This is a genomic window from Pedobacter sp. R20-19, from assembly GCF_000708265.2.
In the GTDB taxonomy this organism is placed as follows: Bacteria; Bacteroidota; Bacteroidia; order Sphingobacteriales; family Sphingobacteriaceae; genus Pedobacter.
In genome coordinates this window covers 287697-306444 of record NZ_JCKI01000008.1, presented here as the reverse complement: position 1 = coordinate 306444, position 18748 = coordinate 287697, and the positions used below count along the sequence as shown (strand labels likewise).

General features: G+C 39.7%; 13 protein-coding genes, 2 tRNA genes and 3 rRNA genes. 11 read left to right on the top strand and 7 right to left on the bottom strand.

Features of this window, described 5'->3' with window-relative positions:
* Positions 1-4 precede the first annotated feature (4 nt).
* From coaBC to AN34_RS18215, 3 genes are all read right to left on the bottom strand, one after another.
* Positions 5-1195 (bottom strand): bifunctional phosphopantothenoylcysteine decarboxylase/phosphopantothenate--cysteine ligase CoaBC, encoded by a 1191-nt coding sequence (coaBC, locus tag AN34_RS18225; RefSeq protein WP_029287813.1) that lies wholly within the window; start codon positions 1193-1195, stop codon positions 5-7.
* A gap of 65 nt (positions 1196-1260) precedes the next feature.
* The gene (locus tag AN34_RS18220; RefSeq protein WP_029287811.1) at positions 1261-1587 is read right to left on the bottom strand and encodes a DNA-directed RNA polymerase subunit omega; all 327 of its coding nucleotides are present in this window, start codon (positions 1585-1587) and stop codon (positions 1261-1263) included.
* 7 nt (positions 1588-1594) lie between these two features.
* A complete protein-coding gene (locus tag AN34_RS18215) occupies positions 1595-2539 on the bottom strand; it encodes an outer membrane protein assembly factor BamD (protein ID WP_029287809.1) in 945 nt (314 codons plus the stop codon).
* Between the two features lie 557 nt (positions 2540-3096).
* On the opposite strand from AN34_RS18215, the gene AN34_RS18210 reads away from it, so the two are divergent.
* The 8 genes from AN34_RS18210 (at position 3097) to AN34_RS18175 (ending at position 11474) form a co-directional block, all read left to right on the top strand.
* Entirely contained in the window at positions 3097-3405 is a 309-nt protein-coding gene (locus AN34_RS18210) for a hypothetical protein (protein WP_029287806.1), read from the top strand.
* 271 nt (positions 3406-3676) lie between these two features.
* Positions 3677-5196: ribosomal RNA gene (locus AN34_RS18205) — 16S ribosomal RNA — on the top strand.
* Positions 5197-5472: 276 nt separating this feature from the next.
* Positions 5473-5550, top strand: a tRNA-Ile gene (locus AN34_RS18200).
* Positions 5551-5631: 81 nt separating this feature from the next.
* Positions 5632-5708: transfer RNA gene (locus tag AN34_RS18195), tRNA-Ala, on the top strand.
* 465 nt (positions 5709-6173) lie between these two features.
* Positions 6174-9050, top strand: a 23S ribosomal RNA gene (locus AN34_RS18190).
* Between the two features lie 149 nt (positions 9051-9199).
* Positions 9200-9311 (top strand): 5S ribosomal RNA (gene rrf / locus AN34_RS18185).
* The 16S, 23S and 5S rRNA genes sit together here with 2 tRNA genes alongside, the layout of an rRNA operon.
* A gap of 113 nt (positions 9312-9424) precedes the next feature.
* Positions 9425-9679, top strand: coding sequence for a hypothetical protein (locus AN34_RS18180; protein WP_157263354.1), 255 nt, complete (start codon positions 9425-9427; stop codon positions 9677-9679).
* Positions 9680-10157: 478 nt separating this feature from the next.
* On the top strand, positions 10158-11474 hold the full coding sequence (locus AN34_RS18175) for a leucine-rich repeat-containing protein kinase family protein (RefSeq protein WP_029287802.1): 1317 nt from the start codon (positions 10158-10160) through the stop codon (positions 11472-11474).
* Here the strand turns inward: AN34_RS18175 and rlmN are convergent.
* The gene (gene rlmN / locus AN34_RS18170; protein ID WP_029287799.1) at positions 11471-12517 is read right to left on the bottom strand and encodes a 23S rRNA (adenine(2503)-C(2))-methyltransferase RlmN; all 1047 of its coding nucleotides are present in this window, start codon (positions 12515-12517) and stop codon (positions 11471-11473) included. The two genes, AN34_RS18175 and rlmN, sit on opposite strands and share 4 nt — an antisense overlap.
* Before the next feature lie 88 nt (positions 12518-12605).
* Positions 12606-13580, bottom strand: coding sequence for a 23S rRNA pseudouridine(2604) synthase RluF (gene rluF, locus AN34_RS18165; protein WP_029287797.1), 975 nt, complete (start codon positions 13578-13580; stop codon positions 12606-12608).
* A 400-nt stretch (positions 13581-13980) separates the two neighbouring features.
* Between rluF and AN34_RS18160 the strand changes: the two genes are divergently transcribed.
* The gene (locus AN34_RS18160) at positions 13981-14259 is read left to right on the top strand and encodes a hypothetical protein (protein ID WP_029287795.1); all 279 of its coding nucleotides are present in this window, start codon (positions 13981-13983) and stop codon (positions 14257-14259) included.
* On the opposite strand, the gene AN34_RS18155 is transcribed toward AN34_RS18160, so the two are convergent.
* Positions 14225-14623 (bottom strand): helix-turn-helix transcriptional regulator, encoded by a 399-nt coding sequence (locus AN34_RS18155; protein WP_036677499.1) that lies wholly within the window; start codon positions 14621-14623, stop codon positions 14225-14227. The two genes, AN34_RS18160 and AN34_RS18155, sit on opposite strands and share 35 nt — an antisense overlap.
* 31 nt (positions 14624-14654) lie before the next feature.
* Positions 14655-15215, bottom strand: coding sequence for a UpxY family transcription antiterminator (locus AN34_RS18150; RefSeq protein ID WP_051666710.1), 561 nt, complete (start codon positions 15213-15215; stop codon positions 14655-14657).
* A gap of 410 nt (positions 15216-15625) precedes the next feature.
* On the opposite strand from AN34_RS18150, the gene AN34_RS18145 reads away from it, so the two are divergent.
* Together AN34_RS18145 and AN34_RS18140 are read left to right on the top strand one after the other, a co-directional pair.
* Positions 15626-16360 carry a polysaccharide biosynthesis/export family protein gene (locus AN34_RS18145; RefSeq protein WP_029287788.1) on the top strand — a complete coding sequence of 245 codons (735 nt, stop codon included), beginning with the start codon at positions 15626-15628 and terminating at the stop codon, positions 16358-16360.
* A 3-nt stretch (positions 16361-16363) separates the two neighbouring features.
* A complete protein-coding gene (locus AN34_RS18140; protein WP_029287786.1) occupies positions 16364-18724 on the top strand; it encodes a polysaccharide biosynthesis tyrosine autokinase in 2361 nt (786 codons plus the stop codon).
* Positions 18725-18748: the final 24 nt, after the last annotated feature.

Sequence of the window (18748 nt, the reverse complement as noted above, 5' to 3'; positions counted from 1 at the left end):
ATTTTCAGATTTTTAAAATAGCCATACAAATATCTTTAGCCACTTCCGTTTTAGACTTCATTTCAAAAATGGTACGTTCTAATGCTTTGTTAAAAATAGTAATTTTATTGGTATCTGATTTAAAACCAGCACCATTATCGTTAAGTGAATTTAACACCACTAAATCAAGGTTTTTTTTCTCTAACTTTCCTTTGGCATAATTTTCTTCATCATGGGTTTCCAAAGCAAAACCAACCAAAATTTGATTCTCTTTTTTATCTCTTCCCAGTGTTGCTAAAATATCAACGGTTTTTTCTAATTCCAGAACCAAGCTATCCGCTTGCTTTTTGATTTTCTGATTGGCAATCTCTTTCGGACGATAATCCGCAACAGCTGCACACATGATTGTAATATCCATTTCAGAGAATCTGGACGTACAGGCATCTAGCATTTGTTGTGCGCTTACAACATCAATTCGCAATAAATCTTGATTTTCCTTTTGTGCTGTAGGACCTGTAATTAAGGTTACATCTGCACCCAATTGAGCAAGTTCGTTAGCCAGGGCAAAGCCCATTTTACCAGAAGAGTGATTTCCAATGAAACGTACCGGATCAATAGCCTCATAAGTCGGACCAGCAGTAACCATTACTTTTTTACCAAAAAAAGGCATGGTCTGTTTAATAGAATCATGCAGGAAAGCAATAATTTCTTCAGGTTCTGCCATCCTTCCAGCACCATAAAGTCCGCTAGCCAATTCTCCATTACCAGGCTCAATTACAATATTTCCAAAACTTTTAATCTTTTGAATATTGTTTTGTGCAGTTTCATGCTTCCACATGTCTAAATCCATTGCTGGAGCTACATAAACAGTACATTTTGCAGAGAGATATACGGCGGTAAGCAGGTTATCACAAATTCCGTTCGCGAGTTTGGCCAGTGTATTTGCGCTGATGGGGGCAATGATAATGAGATCTGCCCAAAGACCTAATTCTACGTGGTTGCTCCAAACACCAGTTTCTTTTTCAAAATACTGTGTGTAAACTGGATTTTTAGAAAGCGTAGCAAGGGTAAGGGGCGTAATAAAATTTGCGCCATCAGGAGTAAGGATAACCTTAACGTTTGCACCAGCTTTAACCAATAACCGAACTAAAAAAGCCGATTTATAAGCAGCAATACTTCCGCAAACGCCAAGGATTATATTTCTATTTTTAAGCATTATGCAAAGCGTTTAAAGCATAAGCAAAGTACAATATGCACAAAACGCTATGCATTATGCCAATATTACTTTTGTTCTTTAGCAGGATTTCTATGATAAATTTTATCGTTTAAAAATTCATCTATCGCAACTAAAACAGGTTTAGGCATGCGTTCATAATGCTTGCTGATTTCAATTTGCTCACGATTTTCAAAAATCTCTTCCAGGTTATCATTGCTCGAAGCAAATTCTGCTAATTTACCATGTAGCTCTTCTTTAACGTTGTTCGAAATTTGATTGGCTCTTTTTGCAATCACCACTAAAGATTCGTATAAGTTATCTGTAGTTTTATCTAAATCGTGTACGTTTCTGGTAACTGTAGTATTTGGTACAGCAGGTTTGTTAGTATTCATGTATTGCTTAATTTTTAATATCTGTATTATCTGCGTTAGTTGGTTTTGTAGAAACGGTATCTTTTAATTTACCTGTTTTAATCAGCATCTGCTTGTATTTTTCCTGATCGGCAGCGTATAAGGCAAGTTCCTGTTTAGTAGCTACAATTCCTGCTTCCACATCTGATTTAACAAGTTTAGCATCTTTAGTAAATTTACTATCCGGATGATTCTCTGTAAATTCAGTATATAAAGCTAAAGCTTCATTGTAACGATCTTCCTGGCGAATAACATAACTGTTTTTAGCATATAGATATTGCGCTTTGATCATTAAGTAATCCATTTCTTCAGCGTACTTAATGTCTGGATAATCTCGTTGAGCATTTCTCAAAGCAATAACTGCTGCCCTGTAATTGTCAACATTACTTGGTCCTGTAGTTAAATACATCTTTGCATTTTCAAAAGCTTTGTCTTCAAGTTTTCCTCTTAAATCAGTAATGTATTTTCCTGCAGCTGCCGCTCTGTCGCTGGAAGGGTATAAGTTAATAAATAATTGTAGTGCATCAATCGCCTTATAAGTGTTTTCCTGATCTAGAGAAAAACTTGGCGATTCCAGATAGTAGCAATAAGCACCCATATACCTGGCCTCTTCTGCGTTTTTACTTGCTGGATAGGTATCTGCAAAACTTTTAAATTGGTATCTTGCAGTAGTATAATCACTCAATCTATATAAAGTATAAGCATAATAATAGTTTAGATCTTCAGCTTCTGCACGACCTCGATATTTTTGAGAAAGATCTTCAAAAAGCACCAATGCCTTGCTATAATCCCTCTTATTATATAAACGAAGAGCCTCTTGATACTTTTTGGCCACATCATTACTTGCCCTCAATTTCTCAAAACGACTTTTACAGCCCGCAAAGCCTAATGCGGCAACAAATACTAAAATAATTAAGTGTTTAACTTTAAACATTCTGCAAAGATAATTAATAATACGATAACATCAATAAAAACAATTCGCCGCTAAGCTATGCAAAGCAAATCAGTACCTATATATAGTTAACAAATTTTAACATTACATATAGTTCTTATAATATTGAATAGGATTTTAGAAAGTATTTGCTTTTTTAGCCTAATAAGCATTATCGCGCTGCTATCTCAATAAATGCTCAATTAAATTATTTTAATCTGGGTTCTACTCATATATAGATAGTATACCTCTTATTTATATACAACACTTATTTACTTAGTGGTTAAAATTATCTAGAAAGATATTTTAATTGATGATAGCCCTCTTTTAAACTAATAATGGTAAATTATTCCTATCGCCTATATGTTCTCTATGCCTATATGGTTTAAAATTATTTGAGCAAATCTTCCCCCTTTACCTTATTAAAAATTCTTGCAAACACCTATTATTAGAAAATGTTTTATTTATTTGAATTTTTTTGTGATGATTTACAGGGTCTTATGATTTTTGGGAATAAAAGAGGGCCGATGCGTTTGCAGGGGTATTAATTTTTGCTACCTTTGCAACCCGCTTCGGAGGAAAGGGCTGGTGCTGAAAAGCGTGTTAATGATGTGTTGAGGTTAGAAAGGCGGCAAAATTTATTTCAAATAAAATTTGCTGAAGCGAAAAAGATCATTACCTTTGCAGCCCGGTTTGGAAGGAACGGGAAGTTGGTTTTAAAGACTGGCAGATTGAAGTGTTGGAAAGAAAAGAAGGACGGAAAAAATAAAATTATTTTATTTGGAAGTTCAGAAAAGATTTCTACCTTTGCACTCCCAACCGAGAGGGAAGGAAAAAAAGAATCAAGTGGCGGATGTCATGGCGATTAGAAAACAAGATTGAAACAGGAAGAAAACACAGGCTGGATGAATAAGACGAGCCGAAACCAAATACCTGAAGATATATAAAGGCGACCGTGAGGTAATAAGCCGAGAAAGTTCTTAAAAGAGATGTCAATGTAGCGAAAGCGGGTTTAATGGAGTACTGATCGAAGTACATGATTAAGTAGCTTTATTTTAAAGGTGATGTCTAACAGACAAAACAAAAGAAGACTATTTTTAACAATAGTTAAAACTGGTCAGAATTAAACAACAACATTTTACAATGGAGAGTTTGATCCTGGCTCAGGATGAACGCTAGCGGCAGGCCTAATACATGCAAGTCGAGGGGTAGAGTAGGCTTGCTTACTTGAGACCGGCGCACGGGTGCGTAACGCGTATGCAACCTACCTTTATCTGGGGGATAGCCCGGAGAAATCCGGATTAATACCGCATAAAATCACAGAATGGCATTATTCAATGATCAAACATTAATGGGATAGAGATGGGCATGCGTGTCATTAGCTAGTTGGCGGGGTAACGGCCCACCAAGGCGACGATGACTAGGGGATCTGAGAGGATGACCCCCCACACTGGTACTGAGACACGGACCAGACTCCTACGGGAGGCAGCAGTAAGGAATATTGGTCAATGGAGGCAACTCTGAACCAGCCATGCCGCGTGCAGGAAGACTGCCCTATGGGTTGTAAACTGCTTTTATCCGGGAATAAACCACAATACGTGTATTGTGCTGAATGTACCGGAAGAATAAGGATCGGCTAACTCCGTGCCAGCAGCCGCGGTAATACGGAGGATCCAAGCGTTATCCGGATTTATTGGGTTTAAAGGGTGCGTAGGCGGCCTGTTAAGTCAGGGGTGAAAGACGGTAGCTCAACTATCGCAGTGCCTTTGATACTGATGGGCTTGAATGAACTAGAGGTAGGCGGAATGAGACAAGTAGCGGTGAAATGCATAGATATGTCTCAGAACACCGATTGCGAAGGCAGCTTACTATGGTTTAATTGACGCTGAGGCACGAAAGCGTGGGGATCAAACAGGATTAGATACCCTGGTAGTCCACGCCCTAAACGATGAACACTCGCTGTTGGCGATACACAGTCAGCGGCTAAGCGAAAGCGTTAAGTGTTCCACCTGGGGAGTACGGTCGCAAGATTGAAACTCAAAGGAATTGACGGGGGCCCGCACAAGCGGAGGAGCATGTGGTTTAATTCGATGATACGCGAGGAACCTTACCCGGGCTTGAAAGTTAGTGAATCATTTAGAGATAAATGAGTGAGCAATCACACGAAACTAGGTGCTGCATGGCTGTCGTCAGCTCGTGCCGTGAGGTGTTGGGTTAAGTCCCGCAACGAGCGCAACCCCTATGTTTAGTTGCCAGCACGTTAAGGTGGGGACTCTAAACAGACTGCCTGTGCAAACAGAGAGGAAGGAGGGGACGACGTCAAGTCATCATGGCCCTTACGTCCGGGGCTACACACGTGCTACAATGGATGGTACAGAGGGCAGCTACATAGCAATATGATGCGAATCTCACAAAGCCATTCACAGTTCGGATTGGGGTCTGCAACTCGACCCCATGAAGTTGGATTCGCTAGTAATCGCGTATCAGCAATGACGCGGTGAATACGTTCCCGGGCCTTGTACACACCGCCCGTCAAGCCATGGAAGTTGGGGGTACCTAAAGTATGTAACCGCAAGGAGCGTCCTAGGGTAAAACCGATAACTGGGGCTAAGTCGTAACAAGGTAGCCGTACCGGAAGGTGCGGCTGGAATACCTCCTTTCTGGAGTAGCATCACCTACTCAGCTTTCGCAACATGATATTTCATAATAAGTTATATAGGTTAAAGCATAAAGACTAAAGCTGAAAGGCAAACATCTTGATACTTTACACTATACTACTTTAAAAAAGAGAAAACACAAAAGAAACACCCAGAGGAAACGGTGGGCATACTATAAAGGTATAGCGCCACGGAACAATAAGATGGGGAAAGCCAAAGGATAAGCAGTAGCGGTAAGATACTATATACTGCATACGTATAGCTGACCTTAAATCAAGAAGTCCCGTAGCTCAGCCTGGTTAGAGCACTACACTGATAATGTAGGGGTCTCCAGTTCAAATCTGGACGGGACTACCATTAAAGTTGGGAGTAAAGAGAATAGGGTTGGGAGTTATGAATACTCCAAACTAATGACTCCAAACTCAAGACTATAAATCTGGGGGATTAGCTCAGCTGGCTAGAGCGCCTGCCTTGCACGCAGGAGGTCAACGGTTCGACTCCGTTATTCTCCACCATGAAGAGTGGCAACCGGTCAACGGTTCGTCCCGATAGCTATCGGGACCGTTATTCTCCACTATTTAAGCTGAAAAGCTTAAAGGCCAAAGCAGAAAGCTTTTAAAAAACGGAATAATAAAGAAAGCGTTACCAGGATTGGTAAACTACATTGACATAAAGATTAAGACAAGAAGAAAACGCCATTGGGGCACATACAAAAAAAGTATGGAACGGTTCGAGACCGCGGTTTTTAACTAACGAAGCTGAAACGAGGCTTAGGTTGGGGCACATGACACCCTATACCTTTATACCTTCGGCCATCAGCTTCAGTAAAGTTCTTTGACATATTGGAAGAAGTTAAAAAAGAAGAGCAAACAACAATAGGCGACTGTTGTGTTTGTGCTCTCCCGGCTTTACGTCGGGAATGAGACATCATGACAAGAGCAAAAAAAGCATACCATATGGCGCAAAAGGCATATGAGTAGAAGAAAGTAATAAAGAGTACACGGGGGATGCCTTGGCTCTCAGAGGCGATGAAGGACGTGATAAGCTGCGATAAGCTTCGGGTATTTGCAAATAGGAATAGATCCGAAGATTTCCGAATGGGGCAACCCGGCTAGTTGAAGACTAGTCACATATAATGAGCAAACCTGCCGAACTGAAACATCTAAGTAAGCAGAGGAAGAGAAAATAACAATGATTTCCTAAGTAGTGGCGAGCGAAAGGGAAAGAGCCCAAACCATTAATGTTACGGCATTAGTGGGGTTGTAGGACTACGATGTGGCATTGGTAAACAGAAGTGGAACGGGATGGGAAGCCCGGCGATACATGGTGATAGCCCAGTACACGTATAGAATACCAGTCTAGTAGTATCCTGAGTACCGCGAGGTCGGAGACGCCTTGTGGGAATCTGCCGGCACCATCCGGTAAGGCTAAATACTCCTGAGAGACCGATAGTGAACCAGTACCGTGAGGGAAAGGTGAAAAGAACCCCGAACAGGGGAGTGAAATAGAACCTGAAACCGTGTACTTACAAGCGGTCGGAGCGTCCAGGTGGCGTGACGGCGTGCCTTTTGCATAATGAGCCTACGAGTTACTCTTCTCTGGCAAGGTTAAGTGCTTCAGGCACGGATCCGAAGCGAAAGCGAGTCTGAATAGGGCGTATAGTCAGAGGAGGTAGACGCGAAACCTTGTGATCTACCCATGGACAGGTTGAAGGTGCGGTAACACGTACTGGAGGACCGAACCGATAAACGTTGAAAAGTTTCCGGATGATCTGTGGGTAGGGGTGAAAGGCTAATCAAACTGGGAAATAGCTCGTACTCCCCGAAATGTTTTTAGGAACAGCGTGGATATTAAGTTTAATAGAGGTAGAGCTACTGATTGGGTGCGGGGGAGTCAAATCCTACCAAATCCAGACAAACTCCGAATGCTATTAAATATGATCTGCAGTGAGGCGCGGGGTGCTAAGGTCACGCGCCGAGAGGGAAAGAACCCAGACCATCAGCTAAGGTCCCCAAGTTACAGTTAAGTTGAACTAACGAGGTCCGATTGCACAGACAGCTAGGATGTTGGCTTGGAAGCAGCCATTCATTTAAAGAGTGCGTAACAGCTCACTAGTCGAGCGATCGGGCATGGATAATAAACGGGCATTAAATTGTACACCGAAGCTATGGGATTGAAATATATCGGTAGGGGAGCATTCTATATGCGGTGAAGGTATCTGGTAATGGGTGCTGGAGCGTATAGAAAAGCAAATGTAGGCATAAGTAACGATAAGGCGGGAGAGAAACCCGCCCACCGAAAGGATAAGGTTTCCTGATCAACGCTAATCGGATCAGGGTTAGTCGGGACCTAAGGAGAACCCGAAGGGGAAATTCGATGGACAACTGGTTAATATTCCAGTACTTTTTATAACTGCGATGTGGGGACGGAGTAGTGACACTGCCGCGATCTGACGGAATAGATCGTTAAAGGCCGTAGGTATAGGACTGGTAGGCAAATCCGCCAGTCTTGCTGAAAGCTGATAGTACAATAAACCTTCGGGTGAATTGATAGCGCAGGTAATCAGACTTCCAAGAAAAACCGCTAAGCTTCAGGTTATAAAAACCCGTACCGCAAACCGACACAGGTATCCGGGAAGAGGATTCTAAGGTGCTCGAGTGAATCATGGCTAAGGAACTCGGCAAAATGGCCCTGTAACTTCGGGAGAAGGGGCGCTGGCAGCAATGTCAGCCGCAGTGAAAAGGCCCAGGCGACTGTTTAACAAAAACACATGGCTTTGCAAAATCGAAAGATGAAGTATAAGGCCTGACACCTGCCCGGTGCTGGAAGGTTAAGAGGGGATGTCATCTGTAAGGAGAAGCATTGAATCGAAGCCCCAGTAAACGGCGGCCGTAACTATAACGGTCCTAAGGTAGCGAAATTCCTTGTCGGGTAAGTTCCGACCTGCACGAATGGTGTAACGATCTGGGCGCTGTCTCAGCCATGAGCTCGGTGAAATTGTGGTCCCGGTGAAGACGCCGGGTACCCGCAACGGGACGGAAAGACCCCATGCACCTTCACTACAATTTAACATTGACATTGGATACAGGATGTGTAGGATAGGTGGGAGGCTTTGAAGCGGCGTCGCTAGGCGTCGTGGAGCCAACGTTGAAATACCACCCTTTCTGTATTCGGTGTCTAATCCCGCTAAGCGGGAGACATTGTTTGATGGGTAGTTTGACTGGGGTGGTCGCCTCCAAAAAGGTAACGGAGGCTTTCAAAGGTAAGCTCAGTACGCTTGGTAACCGTACGCGGAGTGCAATAGCATAAGCTTGCTTGACTGTGAGACATACAGGTCGATCAGGGTCGAAAGACGGATATAGTGATCCGGTGGTTCTGCATGGAAGGGCCATCGCTCAAAGGATAAAAGGTACGCTGGGGATAACAGGCTGATCTCCCCCAAGAGCTCATATCGACGGGGAGGTTTGGCACCTCGATGTCGGCTCGTCACATCCTGGGGCTGGAGAAGGTCCCAAGGGTTCGGCTGTTCGCCGATTAAAGTGGCACGCGAGCTGGGTTCAGAACGTCGCGAGACAGTTCGGTCCCTATCTGTTGTGGGCGTAGGAATTTTGAGTGGGGCTGACCTTAGTACGAGAGGACCGGGTTGGACTAGCCTCTAGTGAATCTGTTGTTCCGCCAGGGGCATTGCAGAGTAGCTACGCTGGGAATAGATAAGCGCTGAAAGCATCTAAGTGCGAAACTAGCCACGAGATGAGAATTCCATATAGGACCGTAGCAGACTACTACGTTGATAGGCTACAGATGTAAAGCTGGCGACAGCACAGTCGAGTAGTACTAATCATCCGAAGCTTTCAAAGCAAACAGAACTGTTGTTTGTTCTTCAAAACTTAACTTCTTTCAATAATATGTCATTTAAGCGGAAAGCTAAAAGACAAAAGAGTAAAGCGAAATATTTTTTAGTAGCTTTAAGCTTTGATCTTTATCCTTTCAGTTCAAATAAAAATATTTAGGTGCCTATATCGGTGGTGTCCACCTCTTCCCATTCCGAACAGAGAAGTTAAGCCCACCAGAGCCGATGGTACTGCGGTAACACGTGGGAGAGTAGGTCGGTGCCAAATCTTAAAAGCCTTAAGCGGCGTTTAACCAGGACCCTTGCAGTAACAACTGCAGGGGTTTCTGCGTTTATAATAAAAAAGCGTAAAGGCTAAAGCTGAAAGACCAAAGCGCCTGCATGGCGTATAACCTTTTAGGCGTAATGCCATTCCCTCCCGTGGAGGGGTGGTTAACAGGCAGAGATACCGTAATAGCAGTTTATCCGGTTATTGATGGACAGGTTTCCATCGCCTGGAGATGCTTCGTGCCTCAGCATGACAGCAATCAGGTTAGGTTTATTATTCATCGAACACCCCTCGATCGTCTTCCTGAACTTGATCCAGGATATTTTTTTAGTAGTATTGGATTAATACCAGCAAGGCTAAAAGAATAGCTAAATACTGGATATCAGTTTGTACGGTACTAATGGACAGGTTTCCATCGCCTGTAGATGCTTCGTGCCTCAGCATGACAGCAATCAGGTTAGGTTTATTATTCATCGAACACTCTTCGATCGTCTTCCTCAGCTTGATCCAGGATATTTTTTTAGTAGTATTGGATCAATACCAGGAAGGCTCAAAGAATAGTTAAATATGGTATCAGTTTATTCGTTATTAACGGACAGGTTTCTATCGACTGGAGATGCTTCGTACCTCAGCATGATAGCAACCTGGCTAAATTTCTTATTCATCGAATTAATAAATAAAAAATGACAGATAAATATCTACTGTTATAAGAATGCTAATGCAACCTTAATGTATTCGTAATTGAATAGTAAATTATAATCCAACGATGCTCAAATGAGTCAACATATAGGGGTATCGTTCTATTATGTTATACTATAAATTTATCTTTGCAAAAACCTAAATATTGTGCAAACATTAGAGCAATTGAAACGTGGTGAACTGAATGGTTGTACTTCGTTAAAACTTTCAGCTGAAATAGAGACTTTTCCTATGGAGATTTTAGATCTAGCTGATACACTTGAATATCTTGATTTATCTGCCAACCGCTTATCTGAATTACCTGCAGATTTTAGTAAACTCCAAAAGCTTAAGGTTTTCTTCTGCTCTAATAATGAATTTACTATTTATCCTGAAGTTTTAAGTGATTGTCCGTTATTAGATATTGTAGGCTTTAAAGCAAATCATATTGGCCATGTTGGTGACCGGGCCATAGGCAAAAATTTGAGGTGGTTAATTTTAACTAATAATATGATCTCTGCATTACCTGCTTCCATTGGTGATTGTTATCGGCTGGAGAAGCTGATGCTTGCAGGTAATAGATTAACAGCGTTACCCGAAGAATTGCAGCATTGTAGATCATTAGCACTTTTGAGACTTTCTGCAAATAAAATTGAAATTTTACCTGACTGGTTACTATCCTTACCTAAACTATCTTGGCTAGCATTTTCTGGAAATCCTTGCAGTAGAACACCCAATTCAGAAATAGAGGCACCATTGATTTCTTATGATCGTTTAAAAATTCGGAATAAGCTTGGTGAGGGAGCCTCTGGTACAATTTACCGTGCATTGAGTGAAGAAATGTTGCAGGATGTGGCAGTGAAGGTATTTAAAGGCGATGTTACCAGTGATGGTTTTCCGGAGGATGAAATGCATTCCAGCATTGAAGCTGGTGACCATGAGGCGTTAGTGAAAATCATTGGTAAAACTAATGATTCGTCTGAATCTAAAACAGGGCTGGTAATGGAACTCATTCCGCAGCATTATATAAATCTTGGAAATCCACCATCGCTAAAAACATGTACGAGGGACGTATTTGAACCTGATACCCAACTTTCTGCATTGCAGGTGATCAACATTTTAACTTCTATTTCTTCGGTTGCCAATCATTTGCACCAAAAGGGTATTATGCATGGTGATTTATATGCTCACAATATGTTGATTGATGAGGATGGGAAGACGTTATTCGGCGATTTTGGTGCAGCAACCCGGTATGAGCGGGATCATTCGACTTTCTCAAATGCAATGGAGCGAATAGAAGTAAGTGCTTTTGGGTATTTAGTCGACGATCTATTATCATTATATGCATCAGCAGAGCAAGATACTTTTTATTCTGCATTGCGTGCATTAGAAGAATCTTGCCATTTGCCAGATGTGGGAGATAGACCAGGTTTTGAAGAGATTGAATCTATTTTAGCCGAAATAAAAAGTCAAAATTTAATTTAACTTTCTTTTACCGCTAACTGACCGCAGGCTGCATCAATATCTTTTCCGCGGCTTCGGCGAATGTTAGTGGTGATACCTTGTGATTTTAGATAACTGGCAAAGGCATCAATTTTATCGCCTTCGGCATTGGTAAAATCAGCGAAGGAAATAGGATTGTATTCAATCAAATTTACCTTACATGGAATGTGCTTGCAAAATTTAGCCAAATCCATTGCATCAGTAATTTCATCATTAAAGTGATTGAAAACAATGTATTCGTAAGTTACCGGATTTTTGGTTTTTGCAAAATAATATTTAAGTGCTTCGGATAGTGACTTTAATGAGTTTGCCTCGTTAATCGGCATGATCTCATTTCGCTTTTTATCATCGGCTGCATGAAGTGAAAGTGCCAGGTTAAATTTAACGCCATCATCACCTAATTTTTTAATCATTTTAGCAATGCCGGCAGTTGAAACTGTAATGCGCTTGTAACTCATATTTAAGCCATCGGGTGCGGTAATGCGTTCGATAGATTTTAATACATTGGCGTAATTTAGCAATGGTTCGCCCATGCCCATATATACAATATTGGTTAAAGGGTTATTGTAATTTTGTTTGGCCTGTTTATCAATTAATACGACCTGATCATAAATTTCATCAGCATTTAAATTCCTTTTCCGGTCCATATAACCTGTTGCGCAGAATTTACAGGTTAAGCTGCAACCTACCTGAGAACTTACACAAGCTGTCATACGATCTTCTAAGGGAATTAGAACTCCTTCCACAATATTACCATCAGCTAAGCGGAAGGTATTTTTAATGGTATGATCGCTACTAAATTGTGAATTGTTAACCTTAACAGCGTTTATGGCGAAGTTTTCATCCAAAGATTTGCGTAAATCTTTAGAAAGATTACTCATTTCATCGAAGTTGATGGCCGATTTCTCCCATAGCCACTGATAAATCTGCTTTGCTCTAAAGGCAGGTTGTTGCATAGCCACTAAGTGCTGTTGCAATTGTGCTAAATCAAGTGAGCGGATATCTATCTTTTTTGCTGTTACCATTTGCTGCAAAGGTACTTAAAAAGCACTTAAGCTGAAAGGCGAAAGCAGAAAGCAAATTGTTGTGATTCAGAATTTTACAATTAACAAGCTATCTTCCTCTTGTTCTGGTATTTGATTTTCCTGCAGGCTTACCTTTTGCTGGTCTGGAATTTTTACCAGATGAACTGTTTTTATTGGTGGGTTTTGATGATGAATTTGAGCCTGTCTTTTTTGCTCCTCCTGATTTTGCGAAAGGCTTTGTTGATTTGAATTTTTTAGATTGATCCTGTTTTGACTCAGAAATCTCTTCATAAGCATTCAATTTCTTTTTAATTGAACTTTTTGTTTTTGGGCCAGCTTCTGACGATGATTTTTCGACGCTTTTCATGATTCCAGCCATTTCCTCTTCAGTTAGTTCTCTGAATTCTCCCGTAGGAATGCCCTTAAGATTAATGTTCATAATCCGTGTGCGTTCTAATTTGGTTACTTCATATCCAAAATGTTCACACATTCTTCTGATCTGCCGGTTTAATCCCTGAATTAAAATAATATTGAAGACGAATGTACTCACCTGCCTAACCTTACACTTACGGGTATTAACACCCAGAATGGGAACACCGTTACTCATTTCAAAAATGAAATCGTCGGTAATTGGTTTATTAACGGTGACTACATATTCTTTTTCATGTTTATTGCCGGCCCTCAAAATCTTGTTAACCAGGTCGCCGTTATTGGTTAAGAAAATCAACCCTGATGAATCTTTGTCTAAACGGCCAATGGGAAAAATACGTTCACTATGATTGATATAATCCACAATGTTATCGCGAACGTTTGATTCTGTAGTGCTGGTAACTCCGGTTGGTTTATTGAAGGCCAAAAGAATAAAACTGCTATCTTCTTTAGGCTCAATATTGTGTCCATTTACCATTACCCTATCTCCGGCAAAAACCTGGTCGCCTATTTTAGCCCGTTTGCCATTGATGAAAACATTGCCCTTTTCAATAAACCGATCTGCCTCCCGGCGGGAGCACAATCCACTTTCACTGATGAATTTATTTAATCGGGTGGCTGGGTTATTAATCATACTGCAATTTTACGGAAATAATCCCTTTTCTAAACCATGTCTGTTCCATGTATGGTGAAAAGTTTATTTCCATAGAGTGGGCTTTAGAGTGATTATAGGATTAGCCTGACAAGAGATTAGGGTTAGATGCTCAAATTTTCACACATTATGGTGTTTATTCGTATAAAAGAATCCAACAATGTGGACTATAAATACAGATAATTGTTTTATTTTTGATCAATCAATTACGGTAATCAGATTCATTCATTTAATCAAATATGAATTAAATACGAGCATTCAAACTATTCATTTTAATTGGTTCGAAGTATGATATAATGAAAAAGCGTAACTTAAGTTAGAAAGCATATTCATTACAAATTCTAAGAATATAAATTACATCAAATCCATAATTTTAAATTCTATGCCCGCTGAAGTACCTGTTACATCACCCTTATTTAAGGTAAAAGAAATTACATATACTTTCAATGCACAAGAATACGTGAGTTTCTTAAATCATTGTGAAGACTTTATGTCTGTAGATAAAGAAAACTTTGAAATGGTACTCGATTCCATTTCAGAAAGATTAATCAATTGTGCAGATGCCAATACACCAATAGGTGAAATCAGGCCTCAAATCAAGCTGCTTAAAGAACTTGGTTTTTTCCTTAAAAATATAGTAAGTATTGCAGCGACAGAGTAAATAGTACAATACCTTTATTCTTGATGCAAAATTGTAGAAGCTCATTATATTTCTCAAGCAGATCAATGTATTTATCTTTCCAGTTGGAATCCTCTATACCAGAAGAGTTTTCTGCAGATTCTGCATAGTGCAGTGTGCTTTTGCCAATTGTTTCTCCTTTTACAAATAATGAAGGAAATTCTGATGAGAAATCGTGATTTAAAACAGATCCTATTCGGAAAATAATTTCGGGCTTAAGGTGTCTTTGATTAAACCAATTGTATACAGATCGGCGGTTAACCTTAATAATTCTAGCTAATTCTGCTATGCTATATCCGTTTCTTCTGATAATTCTTTCTACTGTTTGGCCGTGATGAAGTTCCATATTGGGTAATAAACTGGGATTAGTGTTCGATTTAAGGATTAGATAAAATTGTTTTGGCGGAAGGCATGATGATATTGGAAATATCTACGCGAACCTTTGCCACTAAGGCACAATCAAGTTGATTGAGGATTAGCAATACCGTTTTTTCTTGAACTTCCAAAATCTCTGCCTTTGTACCAGCCTTAAAACCTTTATTAATCATTACCTGATCTCCGATTGCGAGTTGCCTGCTGCTAATCGTTTCTATATCTTGATACCTGGATAGGATATCATTAATCCTGGTGATATCTTCATCTGGCATTATAGCCGGTTTACCACCAAAATTCACATAATTTAAAATACCTGTTATGGTAAGTACCTTTTGCTCTTCTGTAGGGTTTACATAAACAAATAAGTAAGAAGGGAAAAGTGGTTTTTCAATAATCTTAAATCGATCTGCCCATTTGCTTCTGGTGGTGATAACCGGACATAAACTGTGCAAGCCACACTGATTGAGTAACTCATGTGCTTTTTTCTCATAATTGGATCGTGTATATACCACTTTCCATTTTCTTTTTCTCGCCTGGTGAAGCGAGATGGTAGCTAAATTCATAATTATTAGGAATGACAATGTAAAATAACCGAAAATCTGTGGTTAACGTCGTATAAAGATTACATATGTATATCATAATGTGAACTTATGTAAACTCATTTCTTTGATAATTAGTTCTTTATACTCTTTTTATGTTTAAATGGATGTTTAGAAGTGGTTTTGCTCAATGTAAGTTTCCAGAAGTAAACACAATTTCTCTTTTGTGCAATATTTTGATCGTGTAATGTTCCCAAAACACCACATTCTGCTAACCATCCAATCAGAAATGTTTTTATAGAATTAAATACACCATACTTTCGCAGAAGCTTTTTGAATGCGATTCACAAATTTTCTGAGCATTCAATTTCGTCGAAAAGGATCACTGTAAGTGAAATGGCGAAGCTATACCCCCCAGTGTAATTTACTATATTATGAAAAACAAAATTTTATTGCTTTATGCCATAACGGCTGTGCTATTGCTTTCGGCATGTAATGCTTACAAGAATGTACCTTATTTCCAGGATTTGGATAAGAGCAAGCAAAGTTCGGAAGAGATTAAAAACTTTAGTCCGCTGACTATTCAAAAATCTGATATTCTATCGATTACTGTTAGCAGCCTTAATCCAAAAGCCTACAGCGATTCTAGTGCCAGGCTTTCGGGTTACCTGGTAGATCAGCATGGTGAAATCAGACTACCGCTCATCGGTAAAATTCCTGCAGAAGGGTTAACTACTGGTGTTCTGGCTGATCAGATACAAGAAAAATTGAAAACCTATTTAAGGGAACCTGCTGTAACGGTAAGAATGCTCAATTTTAAAGTATCGGTAATGGGAGATGTTTTAAAACCGGATGTATATAAGATTGTGAGTGAACGGGTAACGGTTACGGAAGCATTAACAATGGCTGGTGATTTAAATATCACGGCTAAAAGAAAAAATATTTTGCTCATTAGGGAAGTTGATGGTAAAAGGGAATTTATTCCGATAGACATTACTTCGGCCAAGCTTTTTACTTCTCCATATTATTATCTAAAGAATAACGATGTTCTTTATGTACAACCAGACAAAACCAAATATGCATCAGTAGACGGAGGTTACCGGACAGTTAGTCTGGTACTTTCGGCGCTGTCTATTGTTGCAATCGTTCTTTCGAATTCATTAAGATAAGTCATGAAAAATAATAATGAACAATTTATTTACACTCCATTTGTAGAACAGGCGGAGGTAAAGCAAAATAAAATATCGGGCGTGGTGAATAATTTACTTTACCACTGGCCATTGGTAATACTGAGTTTGGTTATTGCTATCATACTTGCCTTTGTTTACATCAGTTCAACCAATGCGGTTTATAATGTAAAAGCTAAAATTTCCATTAATGATAATAAAAATAAGGAAACGAATGTAAAGGAAGCGGCTATGGAACAGCTATCATTATCTACCGGCAGTAAACTGGTAGAAAGTGAAGTGGAAATTATTAAATCACGACCTTTAATTAGAAACGTGGTTGACTCTTTGCAACTTTGGGTAAATTACAGCATTGAGCAAAGGCTTAAAACTGTTGATATTTATACTTCTTCACCTTTTCGGCTGAAATTAATTAAGCCAAAAACATCACTGTTTACGCAGAATTTCGAAGTGAAAATTATTGATGGTAAACAGTTTCAGATTACGCATAATGATGAAGAAATTAATGGTTATTTCGGTGTACCCGTGAAAACCAGTTTTGGAAACTTTACTTTACTGGCAACTGATAAGTTAAAAAATTATCAGGGTGAAACGGTTAAGGTAAATATAGTGCCGTTGGAAACAGCTGTTACGGCCTATCAGGAAAAAATATCAACCAGCTTTAATAAAACCGCTCCAATGGTTGAGCTTAATATCGAAGATCAGGTGCCATTGAGGGGAATCAGAACTTTGAATACTTTAATCAGTGTATATAAAAGTTCCAATATTCAAAACAAGAATAAGGAAACGCTTACTACATTAAAGTTTATTGATGATCGGCTGGCATCTTTACGTGGCGAATTATCACAGGCAGAAAAAACAGTTGAAGGTTATAAAAGCAGCGTAGGGCTAACTGATATTTCTTCTAAAAGTCAGTATTATTTAGATAATGCACAATCGAATGATGGAAAACTTGGTGCCGTAAGTGTTCAGTTAAATATCATCAATGGCATTGAGCGTTATGTAAATTCTGAAAAGAATGCTTCGAGCCCACCGGCAACAATTGGGATAGAAGATCCGGGATTAGTGGCCCTGGTAGGTAAATTAAGTGCCTTACTATTGGAGAAAGACCAGCTATTGGCTACTGCGCCTGAAAGTAACCCGATATTTTATCCGCTTAATTCTCAGATTAAAAGCACCAAAGCGGCAATCAAAAGTTCAATTAGTAATATCAAATCCTCTCTTGTATCGACCAATCGGGAGTTGCGGAAAATTAGCTCTGGTTTTGAAAGTTCCATTAAGGATATTCCGGTACAGGAAAGACAATATGTGAGTTTTAAACGCCAGATGGATATAAAGCAAGGTCTTTATATTTACCTCTTACAAAAAAGAGAAGAAGTAGCATTGAGTTATGCCTCAACGCTTAAGGATGCACGGATTGTAGAAAATGCCTATGCCGGAAAACCAGAATCGAAGAAAAAGGGACCTTTAACGGTAGCCATTTTACTGGGCATGATTTTCCCTGTAGGGTTATTGTCTTTTAGGAAAAACTTGAGAAACAGGGTTTTAACGGTTAATGATATTCAGCTGGGTACATCAGTACCTGTTATTGCCGAATTGATTCATGAAAGTGGTAAAAATGAATTGGTAATGTTAAAAAAGGGTGCTTTTGCCATCACTGAGCAAATCCGCAACCTGAGAACCAATATATTACAACAAACCAGTGCTTCCAATAACCAGGTAATCCTATTTGGTTCGAGTGTAGCAGGTGAAGGAAAAAGTTTTGTAGCCAGCAATTTTGCCTTGTCATTAGCGGCCACTGGTAAGAAAACCATTATTCTTGAATTGGATTTGCGTAAGCCACGGATTGCAAAAATATTCAGGGCTAAAAATTCATCTCTTGGATTAAGTAGCTTTTTAGAAGGTAAAACGGATTTGAATGCCATTATTGAGCCTTCAGTTTTTAATGAAAATCTATCTATTATTGGCGCCGGGCCAATTCCCATGCATCCGTCTGAATTATTGGAGGATGACCGGATGGCTGATTTAATTTTACAGTTAAGAGCGGAGTACGATCATATTATCATCGATTCACCGCCTATGCATCTGGTAACGGATGGATTAATACTATCGCAGTTTGCAGATGTTTGTTTATACATGGTAAGGCATAATCACACGGCCAAATCGGAACTTAATTTTATTGAAAAATTGTATCAGGAAGAAAAGGTGAGAAATATGTTTATCGTTTTTAACGGCATCTATATGGATAGCAGATATGGTTATGCGCTGGATTACGGTTACTATAGTGAAAAGAGCAATAAGAATCTGGTTTCAGGTGCTTTTACAGATCTTGCATTAAGATTCTAATTTTTCACCATTCGAATTTAATTA

Excerpts from the sequence above, each read along its gene's own strand:
- coaBC (WP_029287813.1), bottom strand. The coding sequence starts at position 1,195 with ATGCTTAAAAATAGAAATATAATCCTTGGCGTTTGCGGAAGTATTGCT.
- AN34_RS18220 (WP_029287811.1), bottom strand. The coding sequence starts at position 1,587 with ATGAATACTAACAAACCTGCTGTACCAAATACTACAGTTACCAGAAAC.
- AN34_RS18215 (WP_029287809.1), bottom strand. The coding sequence starts at position 2,539 with ATGTTTAAAGTTAAACACTTAATTATTTTAGTATTTGTTGCCGCATTA.
- AN34_RS18180 (WP_157263354.1), top strand. The coding sequence starts at position 9,425 with ATGGCGTATAACCTTTTAGGCGTAATGCCATTCCCTCCCGTGGAGGGG.
- rlmN (WP_029287799.1), bottom strand. The coding sequence starts at position 12,517 with ATGGTAACAGCAAAAAAGATAGATATCCGCTCACTTGATTTAGCACAA.
- rluF (WP_029287797.1), bottom strand. The coding sequence starts at position 13,580 with ATGATTAATAACCCAGCCACCCGATTAAATAAATTCATCAGTGAAAGT.
- AN34_RS18160 (WP_029287795.1), top strand. The coding sequence starts at position 13,981 with ATGCCCGCTGAAGTACCTGTTACATCACCCTTATTTAAGGTAAAAGAA.
- AN34_RS18155 (WP_036677499.1), bottom strand. The coding sequence starts at position 14,623 with ATGGAACTTCATCACGGCCAAACAGTAGAAAGAATTATCAGAAGAAAC.
- AN34_RS18150 (WP_051666710.1), bottom strand. The coding sequence starts at position 15,215 with ATGAATTTAGCTACCATCTCGCTTCACCAGGCGAGAAAAAGAAAATGG.
- AN34_RS18145 (WP_029287788.1), top strand. The coding sequence starts at position 15,626 with ATGAAAAACAAAATTTTATTGCTTTATGCCATAACGGCTGTGCTATTG.
- AN34_RS18140 (WP_029287786.1), top strand. The coding sequence starts at position 16,364 with ATGAAAAATAATAATGAACAATTTATTTACACTCCATTTGTAGAACAG.